The sequence below is a fragment of the Danxiaibacter flavus genome (genome assembly GCF_041060425.1).
In the GTDB taxonomy this organism is placed as follows: Bacteria; Bacteroidota; Bacteroidia; order Chitinophagales; family Chitinophagaceae; genus Danxiaibacter; species Danxiaibacter flavus.
This window is the reverse complement of record NZ_JAULBC010000005.1, coordinates 91,720-117,247: the sequence shown is the minus strand read 5'-3', so window position 1 is coordinate 117,247 and position 25,528 is coordinate 91,720. Positions and strand designations below refer to the sequence as shown.

16 protein-coding genes are annotated in these 25,528 nt (G+C 41.7%); 7 read left to right on the top strand and 9 right to left on the bottom strand.

The genetic code is table 11. The features are described from left to right. Positions 1-331: 331 nt before the first annotated feature. Together QTN47_RS15465 and QTN47_RS15460 are read right to left on the bottom strand one after the other, a co-directional pair. A complete protein-coding gene (locus QTN47_RS15465; protein WP_369330299.1) occupies positions 332-3,388 on the bottom strand; it encodes a PVC-type heme-binding CxxCH protein in 3,057 nt (1,018 codons plus the stop codon). A 663-nt stretch (positions 3,389-4,051) separates the two neighbouring features. Beyond that, positions 4,052-5,341 (bottom strand): Gfo/Idh/MocA family protein, encoded by a 1,290-nt coding sequence (locus tag QTN47_RS15460; protein ID WP_369330298.1) that lies wholly within the window; start codon positions 5,339-5,341, stop codon positions 4,052-4,054. A gap of 758 nt (positions 5,342-6,099) precedes the next feature. On the opposite strand from QTN47_RS15460, the gene QTN47_RS15455 reads away from it, so the two are divergent. Both QTN47_RS15455 and QTN47_RS15450 read left to right on the top strand, forming a co-directional pair. Next, positions 6,100-7,590, top strand: coding sequence for a DUF1800 domain-containing protein (locus QTN47_RS15455; RefSeq protein ID WP_369330297.1), 1,491 nt, complete (start codon positions 6,100-6,102; stop codon positions 7,588-7,590). Between the two features lie 11 nt (positions 7,591-7,601). After that, complete coding sequence (locus tag QTN47_RS15450) at positions 7,602-8,807, top strand: DUF1501 domain-containing protein (protein ID WP_369330296.1); 1,206 nt, start codon at positions 7,602-7,604, stop codon at positions 8,805-8,807. 379 nt (positions 8,808-9,186) lie between these two features. Here the strand turns inward: QTN47_RS15450 and QTN47_RS15445 are convergent, their stop codons facing one another. Beyond that, positions 9,187-11,247, bottom strand: a complete 2,061-nt coding sequence (locus QTN47_RS15445) for an OPT family oligopeptide transporter (protein WP_369330295.1) — start codon at positions 11,245-11,247, stop codon at positions 9,187-9,189. Positions 11,248-11,435: 188 nt separating this feature from the next. Continuing rightward, positions 11,436-13,283 carry a peptide MFS transporter gene (locus QTN47_RS15440; RefSeq protein ID WP_369330294.1) on the bottom strand — a complete coding sequence of 616 codons (1,848 nt, stop codon included), beginning with the start codon at positions 13,281-13,283 and terminating at the stop codon, positions 11,436-11,438. Positions 13,284-13,688: 405 nt separating this feature from the next. Here QTN47_RS15440 and purD point away from each other — a divergent pair, with 405 nt between their 5' ends. The 3 genes from purD to QTN47_RS15425 all read left to right on the top strand — a co-directional run bounded on the left by purD (position 13,689) and on the right by QTN47_RS15425 (position 17,504). Then, positions 13,689-14,957 carry a phosphoribosylamine--glycine ligase gene (gene purD, locus QTN47_RS15435; protein ID WP_369330293.1) on the top strand — a complete coding sequence of 423 codons (1,269 nt, stop codon included), beginning with the start codon at positions 13,689-13,691 and terminating at the stop codon, positions 14,955-14,957. Positions 14,958-14,973: 16 nt separating this feature from the next. Further along, a complete protein-coding gene (locus QTN47_RS15430) occupies positions 14,974-16,263 on the top strand; it encodes a tetratricopeptide repeat protein (RefSeq protein WP_369330292.1) in 1,290 nt (429 codons plus the stop codon). Positions 16,264-16,478: 215 nt separating this feature from the next. Beyond that, positions 16,479-17,504, top strand: coding sequence for a rod shape-determining protein (locus QTN47_RS15425; RefSeq protein ID WP_369330291.1), 1,026 nt, complete (start codon positions 16,479-16,481; stop codon positions 17,502-17,504). Here QTN47_RS15425 and QTN47_RS15420 read toward each other — a convergent pair. Then, the gene (locus QTN47_RS15420; protein WP_369330290.1) at positions 17,483-17,635 is read right to left on the bottom strand and encodes a hypothetical protein; all 153 of its coding nucleotides are present in this window, start codon (positions 17,633-17,635) and stop codon (positions 17,483-17,485) included. The two genes, QTN47_RS15425 and QTN47_RS15420, sit on opposite strands and share 22 nt — an antisense overlap. Here QTN47_RS15420 and mreC point away from each other — a divergent pair. Both mreC and QTN47_RS15410 read left to right on the top strand, forming a co-directional pair. Beyond that, positions 17,634-18,440: a rod shape-determining protein MreC gene (mreC, locus tag QTN47_RS15415; protein ID WP_369330289.1), complete on the top strand. Its 807-nt coding sequence runs from the start codon at positions 17,634-17,636 to the stop codon at positions 18,438-18,440. The two genes, QTN47_RS15420 and mreC, sit on opposite strands and share 2 nt — an antisense overlap. After that, positions 18,440-18,973: a rod shape-determining protein MreD gene (locus QTN47_RS15410; RefSeq protein ID WP_369330288.1), complete on the top strand. Its 534-nt coding sequence runs from the start codon at positions 18,440-18,442 to the stop codon at positions 18,971-18,973. Before mreC ends, QTN47_RS15410 begins: the two co-directional genes overlap by 1 nt. A 202-nt stretch (positions 18,974-19,175) precedes the next feature. On the opposite strand, the gene QTN47_RS15405 is transcribed toward QTN47_RS15410, so the two are convergent. The 4 genes from QTN47_RS15405 to QTN47_RS15390 all read right to left on the bottom strand — a co-directional run bounded on the left by QTN47_RS15405 (position 19,176) and on the right by QTN47_RS15390 (position 25,339). Further along, a complete protein-coding gene (locus tag QTN47_RS15405; RefSeq protein ID WP_369330287.1) occupies positions 19,176-21,743 on the bottom strand; it encodes a DUF5686 and carboxypeptidase regulatory-like domain-containing protein in 2,568 nt (855 codons plus the stop codon). Positions 21,744-21,974: 231 nt separating this feature from the next. Beyond that, complete coding sequence (locus tag QTN47_RS15400) at positions 21,975-23,264, bottom strand: M28 family peptidase (protein WP_369330286.1); 1,290 nt, start codon at positions 23,262-23,264, stop codon at positions 21,975-21,977. A gap of 255 nt (positions 23,265-23,519) precedes the next feature. After that, positions 23,520-24,254, bottom strand: a complete 735-nt coding sequence (locus tag QTN47_RS15395; protein WP_369330285.1) for a LytR/AlgR family response regulator transcription factor — start codon at positions 24,252-24,254, stop codon at positions 23,520-23,522. A gap of 38 nt (positions 24,255-24,292) precedes the next feature. Then, complete coding sequence (locus QTN47_RS15390) at positions 24,293-25,339, bottom strand: sensor histidine kinase (RefSeq protein ID WP_369330284.1); 1,047 nt, start codon at positions 25,337-25,339, stop codon at positions 24,293-24,295. Positions 25,340-25,528 lie beyond the last annotated feature (189 nt).

Genomic DNA, 25,528 nt, shown 5'->3' with positions numbered 1-25,528 from the left:
TTCTGCTTGTAAACTTCTATTAATTAAGACAGAAATTGCAAAAAGTAGCCATCAGCTATGAGCTTTCAGCTATCAGCTGCTGTTCAATTTTGATCAGGCTAATGTTTTTGGGTAAAGCTAAATGGATGATGATTTTTTTAGACAAAAAAGCCGTTAGAATGCAATAAATTCTAACGGCTTGGGGCTTATAATCATTTAATTAATTAAGACTGAAACTCCAGGCTTCAATCAAATCAGACATCCAAAAATCAGACATCAGAGATGCGCTGTTTCAATAAAATGAACCTGCTGAAACCAGGTACTTCGTACCTCGTACCTCGTACTTGCGACTTTAGTTTTTCTTCTTCAGCGTCGTCAAATACTCCACCAAATTCACCAGGTCCTTTTCGCCCATGCCTTGTGCAAGACCTTCCGGCATTAACGATTTGTCGTAAGGTTTTTGCTCAACGATGTCTGATTTGGCGTGTTTTTCTTCTGTGCCGCCAATCATCTTTATGGTGATCTCATCATTTGTTTTACTGGAAATATAGCCGAGCAATTGTGTGCCATTTTTCAGTTTGAAAGAATAGCCCTCAAAGCCGAAACTGATGCCAGCGCTCGGTTCCATAATGGATGTGTAGATAGCTTCCTTAGAAAGCTTGCTTCCTATTTCAGACAATTTCGGACCAAAGTCAGTTCCCTTATTATTTACCTGGTGGCAGGTTGCACAATAAGTTGTGAACACTGCGGCCCCTGCTGTTGCATCTCCATGCATCGTGACAAGTTGTGCTACCGGCGATATCTTATTTACAGGGCCGGTTGAAATGTTCAAGTATTTAGCTGCTTCTTTTTTGATTTCACCGCGATAGGCAGTTGATAACACTTTTACTGCAACCGGTTTAACATCTTCAGGCAACTTGTTTTCTTTGGCAAGTGCAAGCAACCTGTCTTCTCCGCTCCATCCGTGCGAGAATGATTCTATGGCTGCATTTCTCAGGTCCGCAGGATATTTGGTATCGAGTACAATGGCCTGCAAAATATCTTTACTTTTTTTGTCCTCATAGCCGCCCAGGGCTTTGATGATTTTAAGTGAAGTACTATCTCTCGGTTCCAATGCCTTCTTTAACAATACGTCTCCGTTATTGGTAGAAAGCAATACCCTTATGGCACTGGTTTGTAAACCCTTGTCGTTGCTCTGTTCAATTATTTGCAAAAGCTCATTGTTCTTGTCTCTCAGTTTATACCTGCTTACAAGATCAACATAATCCTGTGTGCCTTCCACGCTGTTTAATGCGCTGGCAATAGCATTTTTAAAAGAAGGTGTCATCGGAACTTTTGTTTCATCGATTAACATCAACACAATAGAATTAATTCTGTCCTGTTGCGGATGATGGCCCTCGAGCAGTGAACGCAAAGCCTTTTCTTTGTCTATACCGGGATTAAAATCGAATGCCCTGTAAAACTTCAGGTAGTTATCCGGATTATGTTCCGGGTTACTCACAATCTGAACGAGCAGCGGCAATGTTTGTGGCGTTCTTGCGCGCCAAACGATGTCACGGCCTTCAGTTGTGTTCCAGTTGTTGTTAACTGCGGCGAGCCAGGCGGGAAAAAATGTATCCCACTGTTTGTCTGCACCAATACCCAGCGCCTCCAGATACCAGCGGTCTTTTCCGTCATATTGTTTAGCCAGTTGTGCCCATAATTCCGGAGCTTCCTTTGATTTATTATGGCGCAGTGCAATGGCAGCTTCTCTTCTCACCTGTGCCGAAGGATCGTTGATAAGTTGTTTAACTATTCCAATGGTATCAGCTTTTGTTTCCAGTGCAATGCGAAGTGCAGTGATGCGAATGTTATCATCTTTATCTTTCAATGCATCGGTAATGTAGCCAAATCCTTTGCCCGGAATTATGCCAAGCAACCACAACGCTCTTGCCCTGAAACGGGAATTATCTGAACGGTATAATTTTTCCAATGCAGGAATAGCGTCGGTATCCCATTTATGCAGTTTCTGCCAGGCAAGATAACGTGTTGCAATATTGGGGCTTTGTAATGCTTTTACAGCATTGTCAGGATTATCAAGATTGAATGAAGGAACCGAATACTTGCTACCTGTTGGTGCAATTCTGAAGATTCTTCCACGATCAAGATCTGCAACCTGGTGACCGCCTACACCTGGATCATACCAGTCTGCAATAAATAATGACCCATCAGGAGCGATACAAACATCAGAAGGCCTGAACCAGTTATCACCTGTTCCTTCTACAATATTATTGATGGTGGCTTTGTAGCCTGCGCCATCCGGTTCAACTGCATACGACCGTACCACGTTAGGTCCGGCATCTGCATGGATCATTTGGTTGCGGTATTTTTCCGGAAGCAAATTGCCTTCATAAATAACCATGCCCGTAGGAGATCCGGCGCCGGTTTGCAGAAGATTAGGCACAACACCCGGATCATTTAAATGCCAGTGACGATATGGAATAGAATCCTCCATATTTACACGGCGCTGACGCCAGCCCGCGCCTGTTAATTCATCAGTATAACCATAATTACCATAAGGCATTACATAATTTATTCTTACGCCGCGATTACCATCATCGTCGTTGTCCGACTGCCACATCGTACCATATGAATCTTCCGCCACTTCGTAGTTGTTGCGGAAATTATTCGCGAGCACTTCAAACTCGCTTCCATCAGGGTTACAACGGAATACCATTCCCTGGCGATAGGGCTTACCATCATTTCTTACTATGTTGTCTTCCGGATCACGGATCACTTTTCCTTCTTTGTTTTCAATGCTGTCACCTGCATTACCAAAGTTGAAATACAGTTTGCCGTCTGGTCCGAAGTTGAAAGCGTGAATGGCATGGTCATGCTGAATACCACCAATGCCGGTGAACAATGTTTCTTTTTTATCAGCCTTACCATCACCATTCTCGTCTGTAAAAACAAACACATTGGGACTGCAGGAAACAATTACTTTATTGCCCAGAACCGCAATGCCCAGTGGCGCATTGATCTCAGTTCCCTGGTAAAATACAGTTTGTTTGTCAGCAGTGCCGTCACCGTTAGTGTCTTCAAGAATAAGAATTCTGTCCCCTTCATTTTTTACCGGATTCTGCGGATTCAACTGGTTGCGGTAATTGTAGGCCTCACAAACCCACACACGTCCCCTTTCGTCAATATCAATATTGGTGGGATTAACCAGCATAGGTTCATGCGCAAACAAAGAAGCTTCTAATCCGTCAGCGACTTTTAATCCGCGGATCGCATTCTCCGGCAAATGTCTCTCTGCTTCTGTCAATGGCTTTGAAGTCTCTTCCTTTTTTTCGGAAGATGAAGTACATGCTCCTAGCAGAACGGACATGACAACAGGAATGGGCGCAAAACGATTAATAAATGATTTCATAAGCATAGCGTTGGTGCAATCGGTTACATTTTGAGTGATAAATCTACATAAAATGTTGACCGGACAAATATTTTTTAATCGCTGATCTCAGATTTTTTGATGTATGATTTGAAATAAGCGTTCACCATCTTCATTGTCCATTCAATGTTGTTTAATAATCAGGCTTTATCAACTTTGGGAGATGTCTCTGTCGTGCCAATGATTTTATTACAGTTATAATTTTTCCCGTAGGGAATTAAGCTCAGTAGAAATGATCGAATTGAGAACCTCATAGCCCGTTAGGGCTTGACCAATTAATTGGTTAATGTCCTACGGACAAGAGGAGCAGAAATTATTGTTTTTCTATTGAGCTATAAGCCCTACGGGCTATCGACGCCGGCTATAATGTCATTACCTTTTTGATTGTGGTACCCCAATTTTCCAGTCAACATGATCATCCTGGCTTATCAGAAAAAATAACCACAGCAGCACTAACAACGAGTATATAATTTGGAATTCTGCATCCGAATGGTCACCTCGACAGGAGAGGTTTCCCGAATATTGAACTGATCGTGATATTATGAGCGCCTGAACTTAACAACTCTTAACTAAACGAAATTGACGTTGTCAATTCTCCCTTTTCAATTGTCAATTAGCTGACAGCTGATAGCTGACTGCTGACAGCTACACTGGATATTTCCACTCGCCCCTGTAATCCCTCATAAGCAACTTGTTCGCGTCAGGATCATTAATAATAAGTTGTTTGTCCGCATCCCAGTTAATACTTCTGCCCAGTTTATAACTTAGCATGCCCAGCAAGCTAACGGAGGTGGATCTATGTCCGATCTCAATATCACAAACCGGTCTGCGTTTGTTGGCAATCGAATCCAGGAAGTTGGCCCAAAGCTCTTTGATGTTGTGCTGATCCTTTGTATGAAGAACCGGGTCCTGATGAATGATTTGTTTGTTTTTGTCAGAAGGATAGAAGGTCCAGCCATCCGTCCAGCCCATATGAAATGTTCCTTCTGTTCCATAAAAATAGCAGCCCACATTGGCTTTCTCTGCTTCATTTGCCGCATACAGACGATGCTCCCATGTGGCGATAAAACTTTCGTATTGGTATTCTACAACCTGCGTATCCGGTGCATCTGTATTGTCCTGCCGGATATAACGTGCCCCGTAAGACGAAATTTTCTTCGGTGCTTTTTCTTCTGTCCACCACAAGATCTGATCCATCCAGTGAATGCCCCAGTCGCCGAGCTGTCCATTCGCATAATCTAAGAACAAACGGAATCCTTTCGGATGAATGGTTTTGTTGAATGGTCTGTATGGAGCTGGGCCGCACCACATGTCCCAATCCAATCCTTTAGGCGTTTCAGAGTCCGGAACTTTTTGACCGGGACCGCCACCGTAATGCACAAAAGCGCGCACCATTCCAATCTTTCCAGCTTTGCCCGATTTCAAAAAGTCCATGCCGGAAATGTTGTGTGGAGAAACGCGTCTGTGCGTACCCACCTGAACAATACGATCTGCGTCACGCGCTGCTTTCACCATAGCAATGCCTTCTTTAATGGTATGACTGATCGGTTTTTCGACATACACATGGGCACCGTTTTTCACTGCTTCAATCATGATCAGCGGATGCCAGTGGTCAGGCGTTGCAACGATAACTATTTGTGGTTTTTCTTTGTGAATGAGTTCCCTAAAATCTTTATACAGCTTGGGTGTATCACTTGTTAACTTGTTTACTTCCGCTGCTGCTGGTTGTAGTTGATTGTCGTCAACATCACACATGGCAACAACTTTAGATTGCCCTGCAGCAATGGCTTCGCGCAAAATGTTCATTCCCCACCAACCTGTTCCGATCAATGCAGTAGTGTATTTGGACTGATATGCGCCCAGGCTTTGCGCAAAAGGAACCGCGGAAAAAATAAGTCCCGTCGAGGTGTTCTTAATAAAGGTTCTGCGATGCATAAAGATTTTGGTTTTGGCAATTGTTAGAAATGGATTTGTAATATACATTTTTTGTGGATATAAAAAGTCGGAATTACAATTTAAACGGTGGAGTGCAGGAGTGATAAGGTGAGAGATTAACCACAGAGGACATAGAGTTTTTTCACAGAGTGCATGGTGGGAGTTGTTTGCCACTGAAGCACTGAAGCACTGAATAGATGCGATAGATATGAGGTGTATGGTATGAGGCTTGAGGCGGGAGGTTTTTAACCACAAGCTTGCATTGTATTTTATAAATCTATCTTTGTGGCATTCAAAAAACTTCGTGCAACTCCGCGAAAAAAAACTCGTGTCCTCTGTGTTTCAGCGCCTCTGTGGCATTCAAAAAAACTTTGTGCAACTCCGTGAAAAAACCTCCCTGTCCTCTGTGGTTTAAAAAACTCTGTGTTTCAGTGCCTCTGTGGCATTCAAAAAACTTCGTGCAACTCTGAGAATAAAAACTCGTGTCCTCTGTGGTTAAAAACTCTGTGTTTCAGCGCCTCTGTGGCATTCAAAAAAACCTTGTGCAACTCTGTGAAAAAAACTCCCTGTCCTCTGTGGTTTAAAAAACTCTGTGTTTCAGCGCCTCTGTGGCATTCAAAAAAACCTTGTGCAACTCTGTGAAAAAAACTCCCTGTCCCCTGTGGTTTAAAAAACTCTGTGTTTCAGTGCCTCTGTGGCTAATCCTTCGCACAATTAAACCTGCGGCTACACGTTAAGTCAAAAAGCAAATTTTTCGCATGGTGCTTACCACTCAAATAAAGAATCAGCACTTGTTGTGGCGGGCCGGTTTTGGTGTTGCAGTTAATGATATCAGCCGGTTGTCGACTATTCCTCCAAATAATCTTTATCAAATCATTGAAAAAAAGTCGCAGGCTAAACCCAGTTATTTTGACGTGGCGGACAACTCCCTAAAAGGTTTATTCATGGGCATCGGCAATGCCGTACAGTTGGAAAATCAAATGAAGGAAATGTCCAAAGAACAAAAGAAACAGGTGCGCGTACAAAGTCGCGAGGACATCAAAAGTCTCAATCTTACCTGGCTCCATGAAATGGTGAACAGCGATGCACAATTAAGGGAGAAAATGTCTTTGTTCTGGCACGGGCATTTCGCTTGCATCAATCTGAATATTTTCTATCAGCAACAATTGTTGAATGAGATAAGAAGCAATGCGCTCGGCAACTTTGGCGATCTGTTGCGTGCCGTAAGCAAGAGCGCTGCAATGCTGTCTTTTTTAAATAATCAACAGAATAAGAAGCAGCATCCAAACGAAAATTTCGCACGTGAAGTAATGGAACTGTTTACGCTCGGTCGCGGACATTATACAGAACAGGATGTGAAGGAAGCGGCGCGCGCTTTTACCGGCTGGGGATTTAAAATGAATGGCGAGTTTGTATTCCGTAAAATGTTTCATGATGATGGCGTGAAAACAGTTCTTGGAAAGGCTGGCAATTTTGACGGTGATGATGTTATTGATATTCTTTTACAACAAAAGCAAACAGCATTGTTCATCACACGAAAGATCTACAGATATTTGGTGAACGATAGTCCTGATGAAGAAAAAGTAAAACATCTTGCAGAGCATTTTTATAAGAGCTATTACAACATCAGTAGCCTGATGAAAAATATTTTCACCGCAGACTGGTTTTATGATGAGAAGAATGTTGGCTCGCGTGTTAAATCTCCTGTTGAATTGATTGCAGGAATAAGACGGACGCTACCCATGCAGTTTCAAAATGAATCGATGCAATTACTCTTGCAGCGTGTGCTTGGTCAACTATTATTTTATCCGCCGAATGTTGCCGGTTGGCCTGGTGGCACTAACTGGATAGATAGTTCTTCCCTGATGTTGAGGTTAAGCCTCGCCAGGCTTATTAAGGAAGATGAATCTTTTAATATAAAACCAAAGACAGATGACGACCAGCAAATGGGAATGCAGGAAAACTATTCTCAGCTTAAGGCAACTCCATCACAATCCGCAAAAAGTGGTGCTGCAAGACCAGGGTTGCGTATTAATGCAGATATCGACTGGCCATCTTACATGAAACAATTTGAAAGCGTAGGGAGAGAATATCTCTACGATGTAATGGAGTCGGTATTATTGCAAACACCACCTTCATCATTGAATGAAACTGTTGTGCAGGGTATTGTCGATAAGAGTTCAAGGGAAGCATATATTCAAACAACGACCATCGCGTTGATGAGTACACCTGAATATCAATTGTGTTAAATGGCTACCACATGCTGATCAAAAGAAGAAATTTTTTAAAGATAAGTTCACTGGCAACGACTGCCTTCATGATGCCGAAGTTTCTGAAGGCTTTTGAGAGCAGGCAATTTGATCCTGTGCCTGCTGGTAACAGGGTTGTAGTTGTGATTCAGTTAAGTGGAGGAAATGATGGATTGAATACGGTTATCCCGGTCGGCAATGATATTTATTATCGGGAGAGGCCAGGATTGGGAATAAATAAAAGCAGATCATTGCAGTTAAATGATGCTGCTGCATTGCATGGCGCATTGCCTGGTTTTAAGGATCTGTACGATGACGGAAGTCTCGGAATACTGAATAGTGTGGGTTATCCAATACCGGATAGAAGCCATTTTCGCAGCATGGATATTTGGCAGACAGCAAGCAATTCCAATGAATATTTACAAAGCGGCTGGCTTGGGCGATACCTTGATGAGCAATGCCAAAACTGCTCGGCTCCAACGCAGATCCTGGAGATTGATGATGTTTTGAGTCTTGCTTTAAAAGGAACAAATAACAAGGGATTGGCGTTTAAGGATCCGGGAAGATTGTATAACACGAGTCATCAGAAATATTTCAGGGAGCTGGCGGAAGCCCATCATGCAGCCCAACATGAACAACCGGTAGATTATCTGTATAAAGTGATGAGCGAAACATTAAGTAGTGCCGATTATATTTTTGAGCAGAGTAAAAAGCATGTTTCTTCAGTAACCTATCCGGGAACAGAGATCGGCAAGAATTTAAAGACCGTTGCTTCACTTATTCTTTCCGATATCAACACAAAAGTTTATTATTTAAGCCTCGGAAGTTTTGATACCCATGTGGCACAACAGCTGCAACAACAAAAATTGTTCACCGAGCTTAATGATGCGGTGTCTGCGTTTGTAAAGGACATGAAGGATAACAATCGTTTCCAGGATGTGCTGCTGTTTACCTTCAGCGAGTTTGGCAGAAGAGTATCGCAAAATGCAAGCGGCGGAACAGATCATGGTACAGCAAACAATATGTTTTTTATTAGCGGCGGTTTGAAGCAAAAAGGTTTGCTGAATCCCATGCCGGATTTAAATGATCTGGATGAAGGGGATTTAAAATACAAAGTGGATTTTAAGGAAGTGTATGCAACGGTTTTAAACAAATGGCTCGGCGCGGATGATAAGGCTGTATTGAATGCGAACTATAACCATCTCGGTTTTATATGATCATTTAAGGGAGACAATCATTCAAGTATGGCAGTGGAAATCCCGAAGGGATGAAATTATTATAGAATCATCATTTCAGAGGGGGCTGAACCCCGAAGTGGGTGACATTATACCATCTCCGAATATTGCGGATCAACACAGCTAATCATATAAGGTTCTATGTTTTATAATGCCACCCCTTCGCGGTTATATGCAATGTTTTCGATTGGGTCTATAATAATTTCATCCCTTCGGGATTGGTTAAAAGGGAATGTTTAGGTGATGGCATTTTCTCTGTGCAGCTCCTATGTCTTCTCCTGCCTTTTCTCCGTGTAACTGTATTAAAAAAAAAGCCTAAAACCTGTTATCAGTTTTAGGCTTTTCGCTTTAGGCTTTAAGCTTAATTCTCCAGCTCTATTTCATTTTTCTTTATTGCAACCCTGTACAACACAATTCCCATAAATGCGAAGAATGCAACGCCTAATAACATATATCCTGTATCTGATAATAAGTTCACCAATCCATGCTCTGCGCTCCACTTTGCCAGCGCAGCGTTTACATTATCACTTGCGGATAAGAATGCAACTATCACACCTGCAATAGCTCCGCCTGCAACAAGGCCAGTCGCAAACAAATTGCCCTTTCCAAGATCTTCTTCCTCCGGATGAACCTCTTCACCTTTTCTTTTCTTTCTCCAGTCAACAATGCCTCTTATTGCGCCACCAACAAATATGGGCAACGTTGTACTCAGTGGAAGATATACACCCACTGCAAAACTCAACGCCTTAATGCCGCAAAGTTCCATTACAATAGCAATCGCCACGCCGACTAAAACAAACTGCCAGTCCAGGTTATAAGAAAGAATACCCTTAATCAACGTGGCCATCAGTGTGCCTTGTGGGGCAGGATATTTGTCCGTCCCAATAGCATGTTGAATGCCCTGCGCCAACATTTCTCGTGATGGCGTATCCAGAATTTTTACGGTCGCACCTATTGCCAGGGAAGAAACAATCGCACCTACAAATAATGCCAACTGTTGATAACGCGGTGTGGCGCCCACTATATAACCTGTTTTTAAATCCTGCGAAGTAGCACCGGCATTAGCCGCAGCAATACAAATAATACCACCTACAACAAGCGCCATCGGCTCATACACTTTTCCTGTCCAGCCTACTGCGATAAACACCAGGCATGTACCCATGATGGTTGCGATGGTCATACCGCTGATCGGGTTATTAGAACTTCCTATCAATCCCACAATCCTGGAAGAAACTGTAACGAAGAATGCACCGAAAATGATCACCAGTACACCCAATATCAATTTGCTGATGATGGTATCTCCCGGCACCTGCGGAAGCACAGTCATCAATATAATAAGTATGGCACTTCCAATACCCACAACGCGAATGTCAAGATCTCTGTCAGTTCTTTTAACTACCGCATTGGTATCATTTTTTTCTTTCAGAGAACTGATACTTCCTTTGAAAGAAGATATGATAGTGGGCAAGGTTTTGAATAACGTAATAAATCCGCCTGCGGCAACTGCGCCGGCACCAATTTGTCTTACATAAGCGCGGTACAGCGCCACGGACCAATCGGCAAACTGATGTGTTGCAGGATCCCAGTTGCCAGGTCCGCCGCCTGTTGCAAGGTTTGCGAGATAACCCAATTTAACAAGCTGCGCAGCCACAACATCACCCGGCACAACTGAAGCCAATAAAGGAATAAACACAAACCAGCTTAACACACCACCAGCCACAAGCACGCCAGAGATCTTTGGTCCAATGATATACCCAACACCCATATACTCCGGTGTTATCTCACTGCTTAATGTAGCCGAGGGGAAATATTTATTAACCTGGTGAGTAGCAAATTTTGGAAGCTCTGAAATAACGTGAAATATTTTCTGTAATAGTGCATAAATAAAAGCAAAGCCAAGACCCATAAATGCTGTCTTTGCAAAATCTCCGCCTTTTTCACCGGCCTTTAATACTGAAGCACACGCAGTACCTTCCGGATAGGGCAATACGCCGTGTTCTTTTACAATGAGCGACCTGCGTAACGGTATCATCATTAATGTTCCGAGTATACCGCCGAAGATCGCCAGCGTTAATATCGTTATATAGTTAAAGAACGATGCGCTGGTTGGCTCAGTCAAAAACAAAAAGCCCGGTAAGGTGAATACAACCCCCGCTGCAATACTTTCGCCTGCAGAGCCGGTGGTTTGAATGATGTTATTTTCAAGAATGGTAGTTTTCAGAAATTTCCTTCCGAGTGTTATTGCAATAACCGCGATGGGAATGGAAGCACTTACGGTTAATCCTGCTTTCAATGCGAGATATACTGTAGCTGCGCCGAAAATAATACCAAAAATTCCACCCATGATGATGGCTTTAATGGTAAACTCTTTTACCTGGGCTTCGGGCGCGACAAAGGGATGAAATTCTTTTTCGTTGGACATTGCAATTGGTTTACATTACTACAAAATAAGATATTTATCGCTGATGTATGATCTTTTGATCTCTGATTTGCGATGAGCGTTCAGTTTTGTTTATTGATATCCGAACTGCTTCATAGTTAAAGCGGCTGAAATTAGTTTACCTGCCCGAACTAAAGCAAATCAGAGATGATCAAATCAGACATCAGAGATCACTTCATCATGCTTTGCAACTTTCTTGTCAGGAAGAACAATATGATTGATGCTACGCCTGCCATAAATACAAACAGCATGAAGAAGTCATACAGGTTATTGATATGATATCCTGCAAATGATTTGAATTCGTAAGGAATTTCAAGGCTCTTCAGTTTTGTAATTTGGTCGGCAGTTGGCACTACTTTTTTGGAAAGGATCTCTTCCAGGTTGATGCCTGCTTTTTCAGCTTTCTGAATTTCAGCTATTCCCGGAGGATACAATGCGCTTAATACGCCAGCCAGTTTGTTGCCAAAGGCATTTGCCGTAAACCAGATAGCCATCAACAAAGAAGAAAACTTAAGTGGAGATAATTTATTTACGAGGGACATCCCGATTGGTGACAAACACAATTCACCGCATGTATGTAATGCGTACATACCGGTAAGCCAGATCATGCTTACTTTAACGCCGGTATGCAGATTATTTACGCCAGTGGCGATCCAGAAATAACCGAGCGCCAGCAGTAATAATCCCCAGGCCATTTTTGTGGGAGAAGCAGGCTCGCGCTTGCCAAATTTGGTCCACATCCATGCAAAGAAAGGAGCAAATAACACGATGAATGCTGAGTTCAGGGACTGGAACCAGCTTGCAGGCACTACATCTTTTTCTACATAAGACTGGCCCGACTGTAAAATGTAAATATTGGCGTAAACTGTTGCCGCTGCAAGTATCAACAACAAACCATACACCGTTACCCGCAGGTTCTTATTAAAATCAGTCGCCAAATTTTTCGCCGTTCTTTTATAGAGCTTAAACACATAAAAAAGCAATAATGCCGATAATGTATGAACAATCCATGTAGGCACTTTCAAACCTAAATGACGGTCAGTTTGTTCTTCCGCAAAAAATGTAAGCGACGCACCAGCCTGCTCAAAGGCGCCCCAGAAGAAGATGACAAAGAAACACACAGCAAATATTACTGTTACATGTTTTTTTTCTTTTGGTGAGAGCGTTTTGTCCATGAAGATAATTGTCGGTATACCTACAATACATGCAATCAGTAAATAGAATAAATAGCTTACAACCTTTGCATCAATGTAAAACAAACCGATCATAACAGCGGAAATCACTGCCATACCAATAATAGTGAGCACGGGCGAAAGCATGTATTTGGGAACATTAGCCGGAACCTGGCCCAAAGGTTTTCCCTCAGGAGTAACAACATATTTGTGCTGAAACAATCTTTGCACAATAACACTAATAACCATTCCGATGCCTGCAATTAAGAATGCCCATTTAAAATCTGCCGGATTTCCGGTATCACCAAACAATCCGCAAACGAACGGTCCTATCGCTCCGCCGGTATTGATCCCCATATAGAAAATGGTGTATGCTGCATCTTTTCTTGTATCAGTAGAAGGATATAACTGACCAACCAGGGAAGAAATGTTTGGCTTGAAAAATCCGTTGCCGGTGATCATCATTCCCAATCCTGAGAAAAACAATAACTGCGAAAGCCCCGGTGCACTATTATATAATGATCCGCAGAAGAACAACAATAATTCGCCGATTGCCATTACAATACCGCCGGCAATAATGGAGCGTTTGTTACCCCAGTAACGATCCGCAATGTAACCGCCCAGCAATGGTGTTAAGTAGATAAGGCTTATGTAGCTTCCATATAAGTTAGATGCAAAAACTTTATCAAACAATAAGGCCTTTGTCATAAACAGAATAAGGATCGCCCTCATTCCATAGAAGTTAAAACGCTCCCACATTTCTGTGGCGAAGAGAATATATAAGCCTTTCGGATGACTTTTTCTGGCTGCAATAGGTTGCTCCGTTAGTTCAGCACTTTCCTGCATAGAGTAGAATTTTCTTATGTTTTTTTGACGTTGCGCCGTTTGGGGGCGGCGTAAAATACAGAGAAATTTATATTATGCTCGAAAAAAGTGAGAAAATGCAACATTGAACGGCAGCTTTACGTTTAAACACTTAATTGGCTGTTAGCTTTTAGCTATTGGCTATGAGCTTTGGGTATCAGGTTTCAGGTATCAGGTGTCAGCTGTGAGGTTTGAGGATTAAGGCTTGAGGTAGAAGCATAGAATTTTAAAAAATCGTCTTTTTACGACTAACATGTGGTAATTAAACGGTGTTCTGGAACAGTCGAAACAGGCTGATAGCTGATAGCTGACAGCTGACAGCTCCAAAACTTCTTTACAATATTCGCGCTCAACTATTTACTTTCGTTCAATTTTTAAAAATCAGCTATGAATATTCTTCTTTTGGGTTCAGGTGGACGGGAGCATGCGCTGGCATGGAAAATAAGCCAGGACAAACTTTGCTCTTCATTGTTTATCGCTCCCGGTAATGCCGGCACCTCTGCTTTTGGAACCAATGTGGCAATTGGCGTAAATGATTTTGAGAGCCAGAAGAAGTTTTGCAAAGAGAATAAAATTCAAATGCTGGTGGTGGGCCCCGAAGAGCCACTGGTGAAAGGCGCCTACGATTATTTTGCCGGAGAAGATATTATGGTGGTTGGCCCTTCTCAATTCGGCGCCCAGTTGGAAGGAAGCAAGGCTTTTTCCAAAAAATTCATGCAAAGGCACAATATTCCTACTGCCGGTTATGCAGAATTCACGTCCGAAAATTTTGAAGAAGGAAAGAAATACATCGCCTCTCACAGCCTGCCAATCGTATTAAAGGCAGATGGTCTTGCTGCTGGTAAAGGCGTGGTAATCAGCAATACACATGAAGAAGCATTGGATGTTTTTGAAGAAATGATCGTCAATCGCCAGTTTGGAGATGCATCTTCCAAAGTGGTTATTGAACAGTTTTTGACAGGAATTGAAATCAGCGTGTTCGTGTTGACTGATGGAGCTGACTATAAAATTATCGGCCACGCGAAAGATTACAAGCGCATTGGCGAAGGTGACACAGGTCTGAATACCGGTGGTATGGGCTGTGTAAGCCCGGTGCCTTTTGCGGATGAAGCGTTTATGCAAAAGGTGGAAGAGACGATCATTAAACCAACCATTAACGGATTTGCAAAGGAAAATATCGTTTATAAGGGTTTTGTGTTCTTTGGCCTGATAAAAGTAGGCGATGAGCCTTTTGTTATTGAGTATAACTGCCGCATGGGTGACCCCGAGACAGAGGTGGTAATGCCAAGGCTGAAAAATAGCCTGGTAGAGCTTTTTGTGGCTTTACATAACAATACGTTAAAAAATATTGTAATTGATTTTGATAACCGCGCTTGTTGTACCGTTGTAGCTGTAAGTGGCGGATATCCCGGTGATTATGAGAAGAATAAAGTAATAACCGGTCTTGATGGATCGTTTGATAAGAATACCATTGTTTTTCATGCAGGAACCAAACAGGCGGAAAACGGAGTGGTTACAAACGGCGGAAGAGTATTGGCAGTGAGCTCCTATGGTGAAAATATTAAAGAAGCCGTTGAGCGTTCGGAAGAAGCACTAAAGAAAATTAATTTCGAAGGGATCTATTACAGGAAGGATATTGGTTTTGAATTTGAATAAACCACGTTATACCTGGATGAAAAAACTTTTTTTATACATACTTTTTTTCATGATTGCAGCGTCGAATGCAGCCCTGGCCCAGGATGCAGCAGCCGATGCCGCCCATAACCTTGAAAAAGCCAAGGCTGAAATGAAGCGCAACCGCATGGATCTGTCGCCGGATTACACTCAGGCTGTCGATCTTTTGCAAAAAGTGGTTGCCGTCGATTCAACCAAAGCAGAAGCCTGGTATTATTATGGCTATGCGCTTGACAGGCTTAATTCCTTCGACGGAGAAACGATGCTTGATGTGGATCTTCATCAAACCATGAAGGCCAGTGAAGCTTTTCAAAAATCCATTGCACTTAGTGACAGTGATACTTATAAAGGAGAAATTCTGCTGCTCGATCCGCACACAAAAATCCTTACAGCATGGGGTTCACAGGCTTACAGGTATTTTTATGAGGACAAGAGAGACTCGGCCGAATGGTGTTTGCGCCAGGCATTTCAGCGTGGTGGTGTGAACAGAACTGTCCTGGATTATTTCCGCCAGGTGGTTGATGAATGCTCGGCCGGCGCTTACCTGTTTACCAATGGCGATATGTATCTGTATTATCTGCTGTATCTCCAGGTGATTGAGCGGTATCGGGTGGATGTCCGTTTTATTGATCTTAACCTGTTGAATACCAGGTGGTATCCTGCATGGCTGCAGACAAAGGGCATATTGAATGTCTCCTATTCTGCGGATGACCTGGCTAAAGTAGAGGTAGAGAAATGGACGACAAGAAGCGTTACGATCAACAATAAAAATGATAAATATGGTGATTCCCTGATCACCTGGCAGCTAAAACCAACCTACGCAAGTAAGTTTATTCTACGCTCAGATAAAATTGTCCTCAATCTTTTACAGCAAAATTCCTTTGAAAAAGAAGTGTTTTTTGCGGGCGATGTTCCGCCTAATATGAGTCTTTTCCTGGATACGTACCTGCAATCGCGCGGCCTGACTTCCAAAATGGTAACTCATCCCAAAGGCGATAATACTTTTGAACTTGAGCTAAGATTGCAGAAACTGCAACATATTTCTACTGAATCCAGGTCATACCTCAATAACAGGGATAATATCCAGTTGCTTAATAATTACCGTTTTGCGTACGGAACAGCCGCGATAATTGCTTCGCAAAATAACCATCCTGAAAAAGCGTTAGAGTTTCTTGAATCAGCAGAAAGAAAATATCCGGAAGAGGTACTTCCTTATTTTGCTCCTGAAACGAAAGCATACTTTCAACAGCTAAAGGAGAAGGCTTCGAAAGGTGAAAAGCTCGAGTAATTCTTTTTATGATTAAAAAGAAGAATAAGTTGGAAGAAAATCGTTTTTGGTACAGTATTTTCTAATAGGCCGATAAAAATTTACACATTTAGTCTGGGTGAATGTTAATTCAGAGGGAAGCTGAAAAAGTAAAAATTTCTGCTTTTTGTTTATTCGGGTTATTTCTATGAATTTTGCAGGCATTCGATAACAATACAAGGAATACAATTCATATAATGGGACTTTTTAATTTTTTTACACAAGAAATAGCAATGGATCTGGGTACCGCAAATACCCTTATTATACATAACGATGAAATTGTGGTGAATGAGCCTTCAATAGTTGCACTTAACCGTAACAACCCTAAAGAGGTTTTGGCTGTGGGTAAACGTGCCTTATTGATGCATGAAAAAACACACGAAAGCATCCGTACCGTAAGGCCGCTGAAAGATGGTGTAATCGCCGACTTTAACGCTGCTGAGCTGATGATCCGTGAAATGATCAAAATGATCTATTCCAAAAAGCCATTGTTCCCCCCAAGCTGGAGAATGATGATCTGCATACCATCAAGCATTACGGAGGTAGAAAAACGTGCGGTTAGGGATAGTGCTGAGCAGGCAGGTGCAAAAGAGGTTTATCTTATTCACGAGCCAATGGCGGCTGCACTAGGTATCGGTATCGACGTGGAAGAGCCGGTTGGTAACATGATCATTGACATTGGAGGTGGTACCACTGGTATTACCGTTATTGCGTTGGCCGGTATTGTGTGCGACCAAAGTATCCGTATCGCGGGTGATGAATTTACAGCTGACATTATGGAAGCTTTGCGCCGTTACCACAGCTTACTGATCGGTGAAAGAACTGCGGAGCAGATCAAGATCCAGATCGGTGCTGCGATGAAAGACCTGGAAACTCCTCCGGATGATATACCCGTAAACGGCCGTGACCTTGTTACCGGTATTCCCAAGCAAATTATGGTGAGCTACCAGGAAATTGCCGAAGCATTGGATAAAAGCATCTTTAAAATAGAAGAAGCTATTTTAAAAGCTTTGGAAACCACACCTCCTGAGCTGGCTGCGGATATCTACCGCAGAGGGTTGTACCTGACTGGTGGTGGTGCTTTACTTCGTGGATTGGACAAGCGTTTAAGCCAGAAAATTAAATTGCCTGTACATATTGCGGATGATCCATTGAAGAGTGTAGTGCGTGGTACGGGAATCTCATTAAAAAATTATCAGCGCTATCCGTTTGTAATGCGATAGAACTGGTGCTCACGAAGAAAATCTGTTATCCGGTGTTCCGTTCTGCGGTTTCCTGGTATCGGATCATGAATTATAGAAAACTGCATGCGTAACATCATTCTCTTCATAAGGCGTTTTTTTACTTTTTTCATGTTCCTTGTTTTACAAGGGTTAAGTATAGCCATACTTGTAAAATACAATAAAACGCATGAGGCTGTTTTTTCAAATGTGGCCGGCCAAATAACCGGCAAAATGGGCAAGCAGTACAATAATGTAGAATATTATTTCAGGCTGAAAGAAACGAATAAGCAGCTCGAAGCCGAAAACGCAAGATTGCGTAACGAGCTGCTGACAAGTTTTGAAGGGCCTGATAGTACAAAGCAGCAAAAGCTGGATTCCCTGTTACAAGACTCAACTTACAAGGTTCGTGTGTTTACTTACCTGCCTGCAAAAGTGGTAAATAACTCAGTGAACGAAGAAAACAACTACATCACCTTGTACAGAGGCAGAAAGCAGGGCATTCATCCTGATATGGCTGTAGTTGGTCCGGATGGCGTAGTGGGAAGGGTTATTATGGTGAGTGATAACTACTGCAGAGTGATGAGCATGCTCAATCATAAATCGGGTATCAGTGCAATGCTGAAGAAAGGCGCATACAATAACGGCGTTGTTGAATGGGACGGAAAAGATGCTTCAATTGTTGTATTGAGAAATATTCCTAAGACTGCAAAAATACAAAAGGGTGATACCGTTCTAACCAGTAATTTGTCCGGCATATTTCCTCCCGGATTAATGATTGGACAGATTGACAATTTTTCCATTGAACCTTCCGGAAGTACTTACAATATCAAGGTGAAAGCTGCAACTAACTTTTTCACCATGCAGTATGCCTATATTATTGACAACGCAAACTGGAACGAGCAAAAGCAACTGGAAGCACAAACACCTAAGAACTAATGAGCACTTTACTTAAAAATATTATCCGCTTTGTGTTGTTCATCCTGGTGCAGGCTTTTGTGCTGGACAAAGTGCCGCCATTGCATCAATATGTAAAACCGTATTTATATTTCCTGTTTGTGTTGTGGTTGCCGTTTAATATGTCCCGCATCAGCCTGATGATCGTTGCATTCATCTTTGGTTTGTGTATGGATTATTTTACCGGAACGCCGGGTATGCATGCCGCTCCATGTGTATTGATTGCCTATATCAGACCGTTCTTATTAAACGTTTTACTGCCCCAGGAAAAAACCGAATTTTCTTATATAGAACCAAGCATTAAAAGTCTTGGCTGGGCACCATACAGCGTATATGTGTTAATCCTGGCCTTCTTCCATAATCTTTATTTCGTACTGCTTGAATGGTTGCAGTTCAACGATTTCATTTTCTTCTTCAGTAAAGTAATTGCAACGACAGCAGTAAGCATGTTGCTGATCTACGTAACCGAATTGTTGTTCCAGCGCAAAGCAAAATTCAGAACAAACGCGGCGTAGTCAGTTGATAATTGAAAGTTGACAATTGAAAATGTGCGGATGTGTAGATGTGCGAATGTGCAAATGGGGCAACCCTCCGTGTAACTCAGTGCCTTCTCAGTGTAGCTCTGTGTAACTGTAATTGTTAAGGGAAGTGTTTATACAAACAAAATTAGCCGGTTCTCCTTCGCTGCAATCGTTGTCAATTTTCCCTTGTCAATTATCAATTATTCGTGAATGAGATTTTTCCTCCAAGTATTCCCCCCAGTCCAATGCGCACTGCCACCTGGCCGCTTGTGCCATTGAGGTATGCGCCGACAACATCCACCCGAATGAGCTTGAAGATATTCTCGATACCACCGAAGATTTCTACATAGTTGTTATTGCTATTTACATAAAATGCGTTGCTACCAGTTACGAGAAACCAATTGAGTTTTTTGAATAACGGAATCTTGTTGGTGATAGCACCATTAAAATGATGCTCCATATGTGCGGCGGTATAAAATGAAGCAGTTGTACTGTTTGCGTAATATGGCGCTAGCTGAAAACTATTGAGGTATTGACTGGCAAGAATGATCTGGTTACCATTAAAGTGCCTGTAATCTTGTATATAGACACTCCTGGTATTGAGAAAACCTCCAATGTTAACACGGTAGTTAAACTGTCCCCAGAGTTTTAATTTTAGCTCCTGTCTGGCTGAGAATGACCATTTGTCAAAGTTTACATCGCTGCCCAAAATACCTTCAATACCCTTTTGATAATTCAAAGTAAACGTTGGATATTTTGAGCCGATAAACATTCTGCCATTGGGGAATTCAATGAATTTTTGTCCCGGTTGGTATTCCACAAACGCGCTTGCAATTACTGCCTGGTGACGCGGAAACTGCGACGAGATCTTTTCATAAGGATAATTCGGTGTGAACTTTTGAGAGTCATATTTAATGATGGAAAAATCAGTCGTGTTTTCAACAGGGATCCGATCTTCATACAGCAGGTTTAGCCCATACTTCAAACCATTGTTGTTCGTATGAATCCAGTTGAATTCTGTAAAAATGTTTTCATAGATCTTCATGTAATTGTGATTAAAGAAAAGCGTCACAATACTGTTGAATAAAGGCGATATTGGATTATCCTTATTAAACTGGTTTATTCTTTTACCTCCACTCAGTGAAAAGCGATTGCGCGAATTGTTGCCAAACCCAAACTCATCAAAATCATATTTGCCGGAAGTGTCTTTGTTGAACGTTCTGTTATTCCATTCAAAAGTTCCCCATGCGTTTAAATGGCCATTGCTAAACCCGTACCGGACATGTGGCGTAAAGCTAAGTTCACCGCTTGCTGCAGGATAAGCTCTTTTAATAGTTGCTTCTGCATTCATTGCAAGCCCTTCCACCGTGTTATATTGTATCTGCTTGAGTAACGGCTTCCAATAAAAAGTCGTCCATTTTTCGGGGTTGTAGTTGCTCCGCCTTACACCGTTCCACAAAATATTCATCACAGTAACCTTTCCCTGTTTTGCGCGAAGCGAATCAATAAATGTTTTGGAATAACCTGAATCTTTCTTCGCCTTAAACACACTGTCCTTGGTTCTGAAATCTTTTGCTTCCTCCGGTTGTAAAGGAACCGGGCGGATCGAATCCCAGTAGGCCAGCGTTTTTCTGTTCACAGCTGTATCATACTTCACAATCACATTATTGAAGTAGTTTTTGGGGAACTTTGGTTTGAGGTCGTAGTCGTTATAAATATTAACCAGGTTGCCGATGGCATTAATGCCAAACAGGTTAAAAGTAAAGTAAGTAACCTGGTCTTTAACGCGCCAAACCTTAGGTGTGATAGCATGGTGGATCTGCCGGATGTGCATGGTATCCAACATCTGCAACTGTGATTGTTTGGTAAGCTGAAGATCGAGACTGAAGATGCGCCAATCCCCCTCCGTTATTTCTATTGTTCCGGAGAATAGCGGCTCATAATTTCTTTTAGGTATTACTTTTATCCGGTTGACTTCTTTTCCATCTTCAAAAAATGATCCGAGAAACTTGTAATTGTAAAAAGAAAGCGCATCATTAGCGATCGGAGAAACAAATCCGCGTGGTGCAATGATGTCGCTCATTACTTCCACATTATTGTCATAGAAGTTGATAAAAGTGGGAAAGTTAAATCCATATCCGCCGGAACCGCTTTCCCTGCCTGACAGCACTTCAAGCTTAAGCTTCTCAGGTTTTTTATAAGCGACCTTAGTTACAGATTCAGTCAATGCTACAATACCGCGCCCAAGTGAGTCAACACCCATTTCTTTCAGATCCGCGCTGTCAATTTTCTGACCAAAGATCCGCTTTGGCAGGCCGCGCGTTTTGATCATCATTTTTATATAGGCCTGGCAGGTAAAGGAATCCAAAGGTGCACGGTATTCTTCCCTTTTCTTAATGGCATTGCGGATGATTTCGTATGCAGGATCTTTTCCTCCGGACTTAACTACAACTTCATTCAGTGTAAAAGTTTGCGGTTCTAATTTGAAATCCAATTTTTCCGCATCGTTGCTAATATGAATCTTTTTATCCTGCTTTTTGTAGCCAATATATTGAACGCTGATCGTATAATTGCCGGAAGAAAGATCCAGGATGTATGCTCCTGACTCATTTGTTGTCGTTCCCCTACCTGTCTCCTTCACAGTAATAGACGCATATGCCAGTGGTTTGCCGGTTTCATTGTACACAATGCCCGTCAATTTTGTTGCGTAGGAGTTTACTAAAAAACAGATCAATAGTATTGTAAGCAGTATATATCTGTTCATACAGGTCAAGGTTCATTTTAAAATTGACAATTGAAAATTGACAATGATGGCGGCGGCGAAATGTGCGAATAAGTACATGCGCAAAATGAGTAGATGTGCCAATATGTAAATCTGGAAATGAGAAAATGTGTGAATAGATAAGCGAAATCAGCCATCCTCAAATCAGACATCAGCGATAGCCATCCATCTATGCGCACACTTCATTTTCAATTTTCAATTGTCCATTTTCAATTAACGAAGTTCTTCCGTCTTCACTCTCGAAGGTGTATCCTTGCCACTAACAATACTGGTGGAACTTATTGCAATAGACTTAATGATCTCAGCCATATTGTTCATATCCAATGTTTCAATCTCGTCACTTGGTTTGTGGTAATTGGGTTCGTTATCCATTTTGGATGTAGAGATGGTATGCGCCGGAACGCCAAGTCTCGCAAGCGTTGCATTATCTGAGCGGTAGAACAACTGTTCCGAGGTATAAGGATCAGGATAGAATGAAAAAGAAGATCCTTTTAAATTTTTAGCAAGAATGTCTCCCATATCAGTCTTCTCGTATCCTGTTATATACGCGGAGTTTTTGCCCCATTTGCTTTCTGTTCCGATCATCTCAATATTGAACATCGCCATTACTTTTTCCGGAGCCAGTTGTCTTGAAAAATATTGAGAGCCAAATCCGCCGATTTCTTCTGCCGTGAAAGCAACAAAGATAATTGAGCGTTCATTATTCTTTAACGCCTTGAAATATTTAGCAAGCATAATAACTGCTGTAGTTCCTGCAGCATCATCATTGGCACCATTATAAATGGAATCGCCGTTCACGGCTTCACCAATACCAAGGTGATCATAGTGTCCGGAGAAAACAACAAATTCATCTTTCTTTGACTTACCTGGCAACACGCCTACAACATTATTCAAATCTGATTTTTGGAAAGTATGTTTTGCAGTTAAAGAGAAGGAAGTTGGCTGCTTGTCAGACAAAATGAAAAGAACATCCTGCTGGTTTTCAAACAATCTGCTTTTCAGGTAATTCGTAATGCGGCCAAAGTATTTTGCAAAAGAGGTATCTACAATTACAACCTGGCTCTTTTTTGAGTGAACAATTTTTGAAGCGGCCTCATATAAATTTTCGTCTTTTTTTATAGAAGTAAAAGGCAGTCCTGATTTCTCGGTTATATTTATTTCATTCTTTAAAGTAACTACTGCAAAGTTTTTTTCATCAGCGGCGGCACCATCTACTGTAAGGCTTTGAGATTGTACTACTGGTTTTATTAATTGAAAGTGTTGTTTGTAGGAAGATAAGCCGGGAAATGTTTTTAATCCTGTTGCTTTAAACTCTGATGCAATAAAGTCTGCGGCCTTGTCAATCTCCGGGCTAAAAGTTTTTCTGCCGAGCATGTCATCCGAACTAAGAACAGTTTCTATTCTTTTTACTTCGTCTGCATTAATGATGGTATTGATTTTTTGCGCTGATACATAGGATACCGATAAAAGCGTCAGCAACGCTGTAGTAGTAATTTTAATCATAGTTGGTTGTATGTTTGAATCTCCGATTTATGCTAATTGAAAGTTGAAAATTCCTGCCCGACTGATGTCATTCAGGCGGGGACAATTGAAAATGCCGGAAGCAAATCGCTGATCTCTGATTGTTTGATCGCTGATTTCTTTAGTTGCCGCAACTTAATTTATATCAATCAACTTCCATTCTTACTCTCTTACTGTCTTACTCTCTTACTGTCTTACGATCTTACGGTCTTACTGTCTTACCATCTTACGGTCTTCCTACAGGCTCATCATTTCCTTAAACTTCACTGTCTGCCTGCGGCTTACTTCTATTTTTTCGCCGCCTTTCAGTTCAACAAGGAGGCCACCGTTAAAGTATGGTTCAATCTTTTCAATCCAGCGGAGATTGATGATGTGCTTTCTGTTGGCGCGGAAAAAGATCCTGTCGTCCAGTCTTTCTTCCAAGGCGTTGAGTGATTTTAAGATAAGAGGCTTATTTGTTCCGAAGAATACACGTGCATAGTTACCAACGCTCTCAAACAATCTTACTTCACCCAGTTTCACAAACCAGCAGCGTTCTCCATCCTTCACAAATACCTGGTCGTTATCTGTTAACGGACCACGATTTATGTTGCCGTTTATGCCTGCCTTTTCCTTGCTTATTTCAAACATTACTTTTTGAATAGCGTCTGCCATGCGGCGGGGCTCAATTGGCTTCATTAAATAATCCAGTGCATTTACTTCAAAAGCCTTTAAAGCATAATCGTCATAGGCTGTTGTAAAAACAACATGGGGGGCTTTCTCCAATTCGGCCAGCATATCAAAACCGGTTTTACCGGGCATCTGAATATCAAGAAAGATAAGGTCAGGATTCAATGTCTCTATCTTTTCAATTCCTTCATCGGCGTTACTTGCTTCTTCAATCACTTCAATGTCATTAAACTCCTGCAATAACTTCCTTAATTCATTTCTGGCTAAGCGTTCGTCGTCAACAATAATTGCTTTTATGGACATGACTTCAAATTTTTTTGATGCTTCAGATTTATTTGTGACTATAGTGGTTGTAAAGGCAAGATAACTTTTGCTTCCACGAGGTTTCCGTTAACGTTCTTTATTTCAAAATAAGCTTTGGCTCCGTATAACAACTTAAGCCTGTTAAAGGTACTCATTATCCCAAAGCCTTCAGGGTTAATTTCACTGCTCAGTTTTCCTGTATTAAGAACGATCAACTCATGCTGATTTTGTTTAAAACCTGATGAGATCTTAACGATGCCGCCATCTATCTGTTTGCTGATGCCGTGCTTGATCGCATTTTCCACGAGGGTTTGCAACATCATCGGCGGAACCTGTTGGTCAAGCGTATCCTCGTCAATATCATATTCAATTCGCAGTCTGTCTTCAAAACGGATATGCTCCAAAGCCAGGTAATCTTTTACAATGCTCAATTCTCTTTCCAGCGGAGATGTTTCGAGAGAATCAGCTTTCATGCTGCTGCGAAGTATATTACTAAGTTCGGTGATGGCGGTTCTTGCACGTTCAGGGTTTTCATCTACAAGGGCGCGGATACTGTTCAGGGCGTTAAAGATGAAATGTGGGTTGATGTGGGATTTGATGGTTTTGAGCTCCAGTTCTTTTACAACGCTTTCCAGCTGTACACGGTCAAGCTGGCTTTTGCGGGTTGCTTCAACGTAGTGCCAAACATAATATATAGAGGCCCACACAATAATAATGGGAGAATCATAGAACATATCGGACAAAAAGCGCTTGGCGAAAGATGCTTTCATCTGCGGATCGTACAGTGAAAGCGTTTCAACTATTACACTCGATACGAAACTGCACAAAACGCAGGTTGTTAGCACAAGCACCAACAAAAACATCCATTCTCTTTTATTGAGTGGAGGTAGTAATTTCTTGTAATTGATGAATTCGCGGAGCAAATGGGTAAAAAATAAACCCATAAATAATTGCAAAAGAAGTCGTTGGACAAAAAGGGTAGAGATATTCTGTTCGAACACTAACGCCAGGAACATGAACACAAGGCCATAAAATGCCCATCCGGCAATCTGGCACAACCAATATGCTGATAATCTAAACTTCATGGGAACTCAAAATTAATTTATTGCCCGCGCTATAATATCTTCTTAGTGATTAAAGGTAAAATGCAAAGGCTGTTTGGTTGAATGTTGTGTCGAAAAATAAAATTTTTGTTAATTTACAGTATATAAATTAACGCGGCCAAATAAATGGATAAACGTTATAAAATAAATATCTCCGGTGTTTTTTTCGGT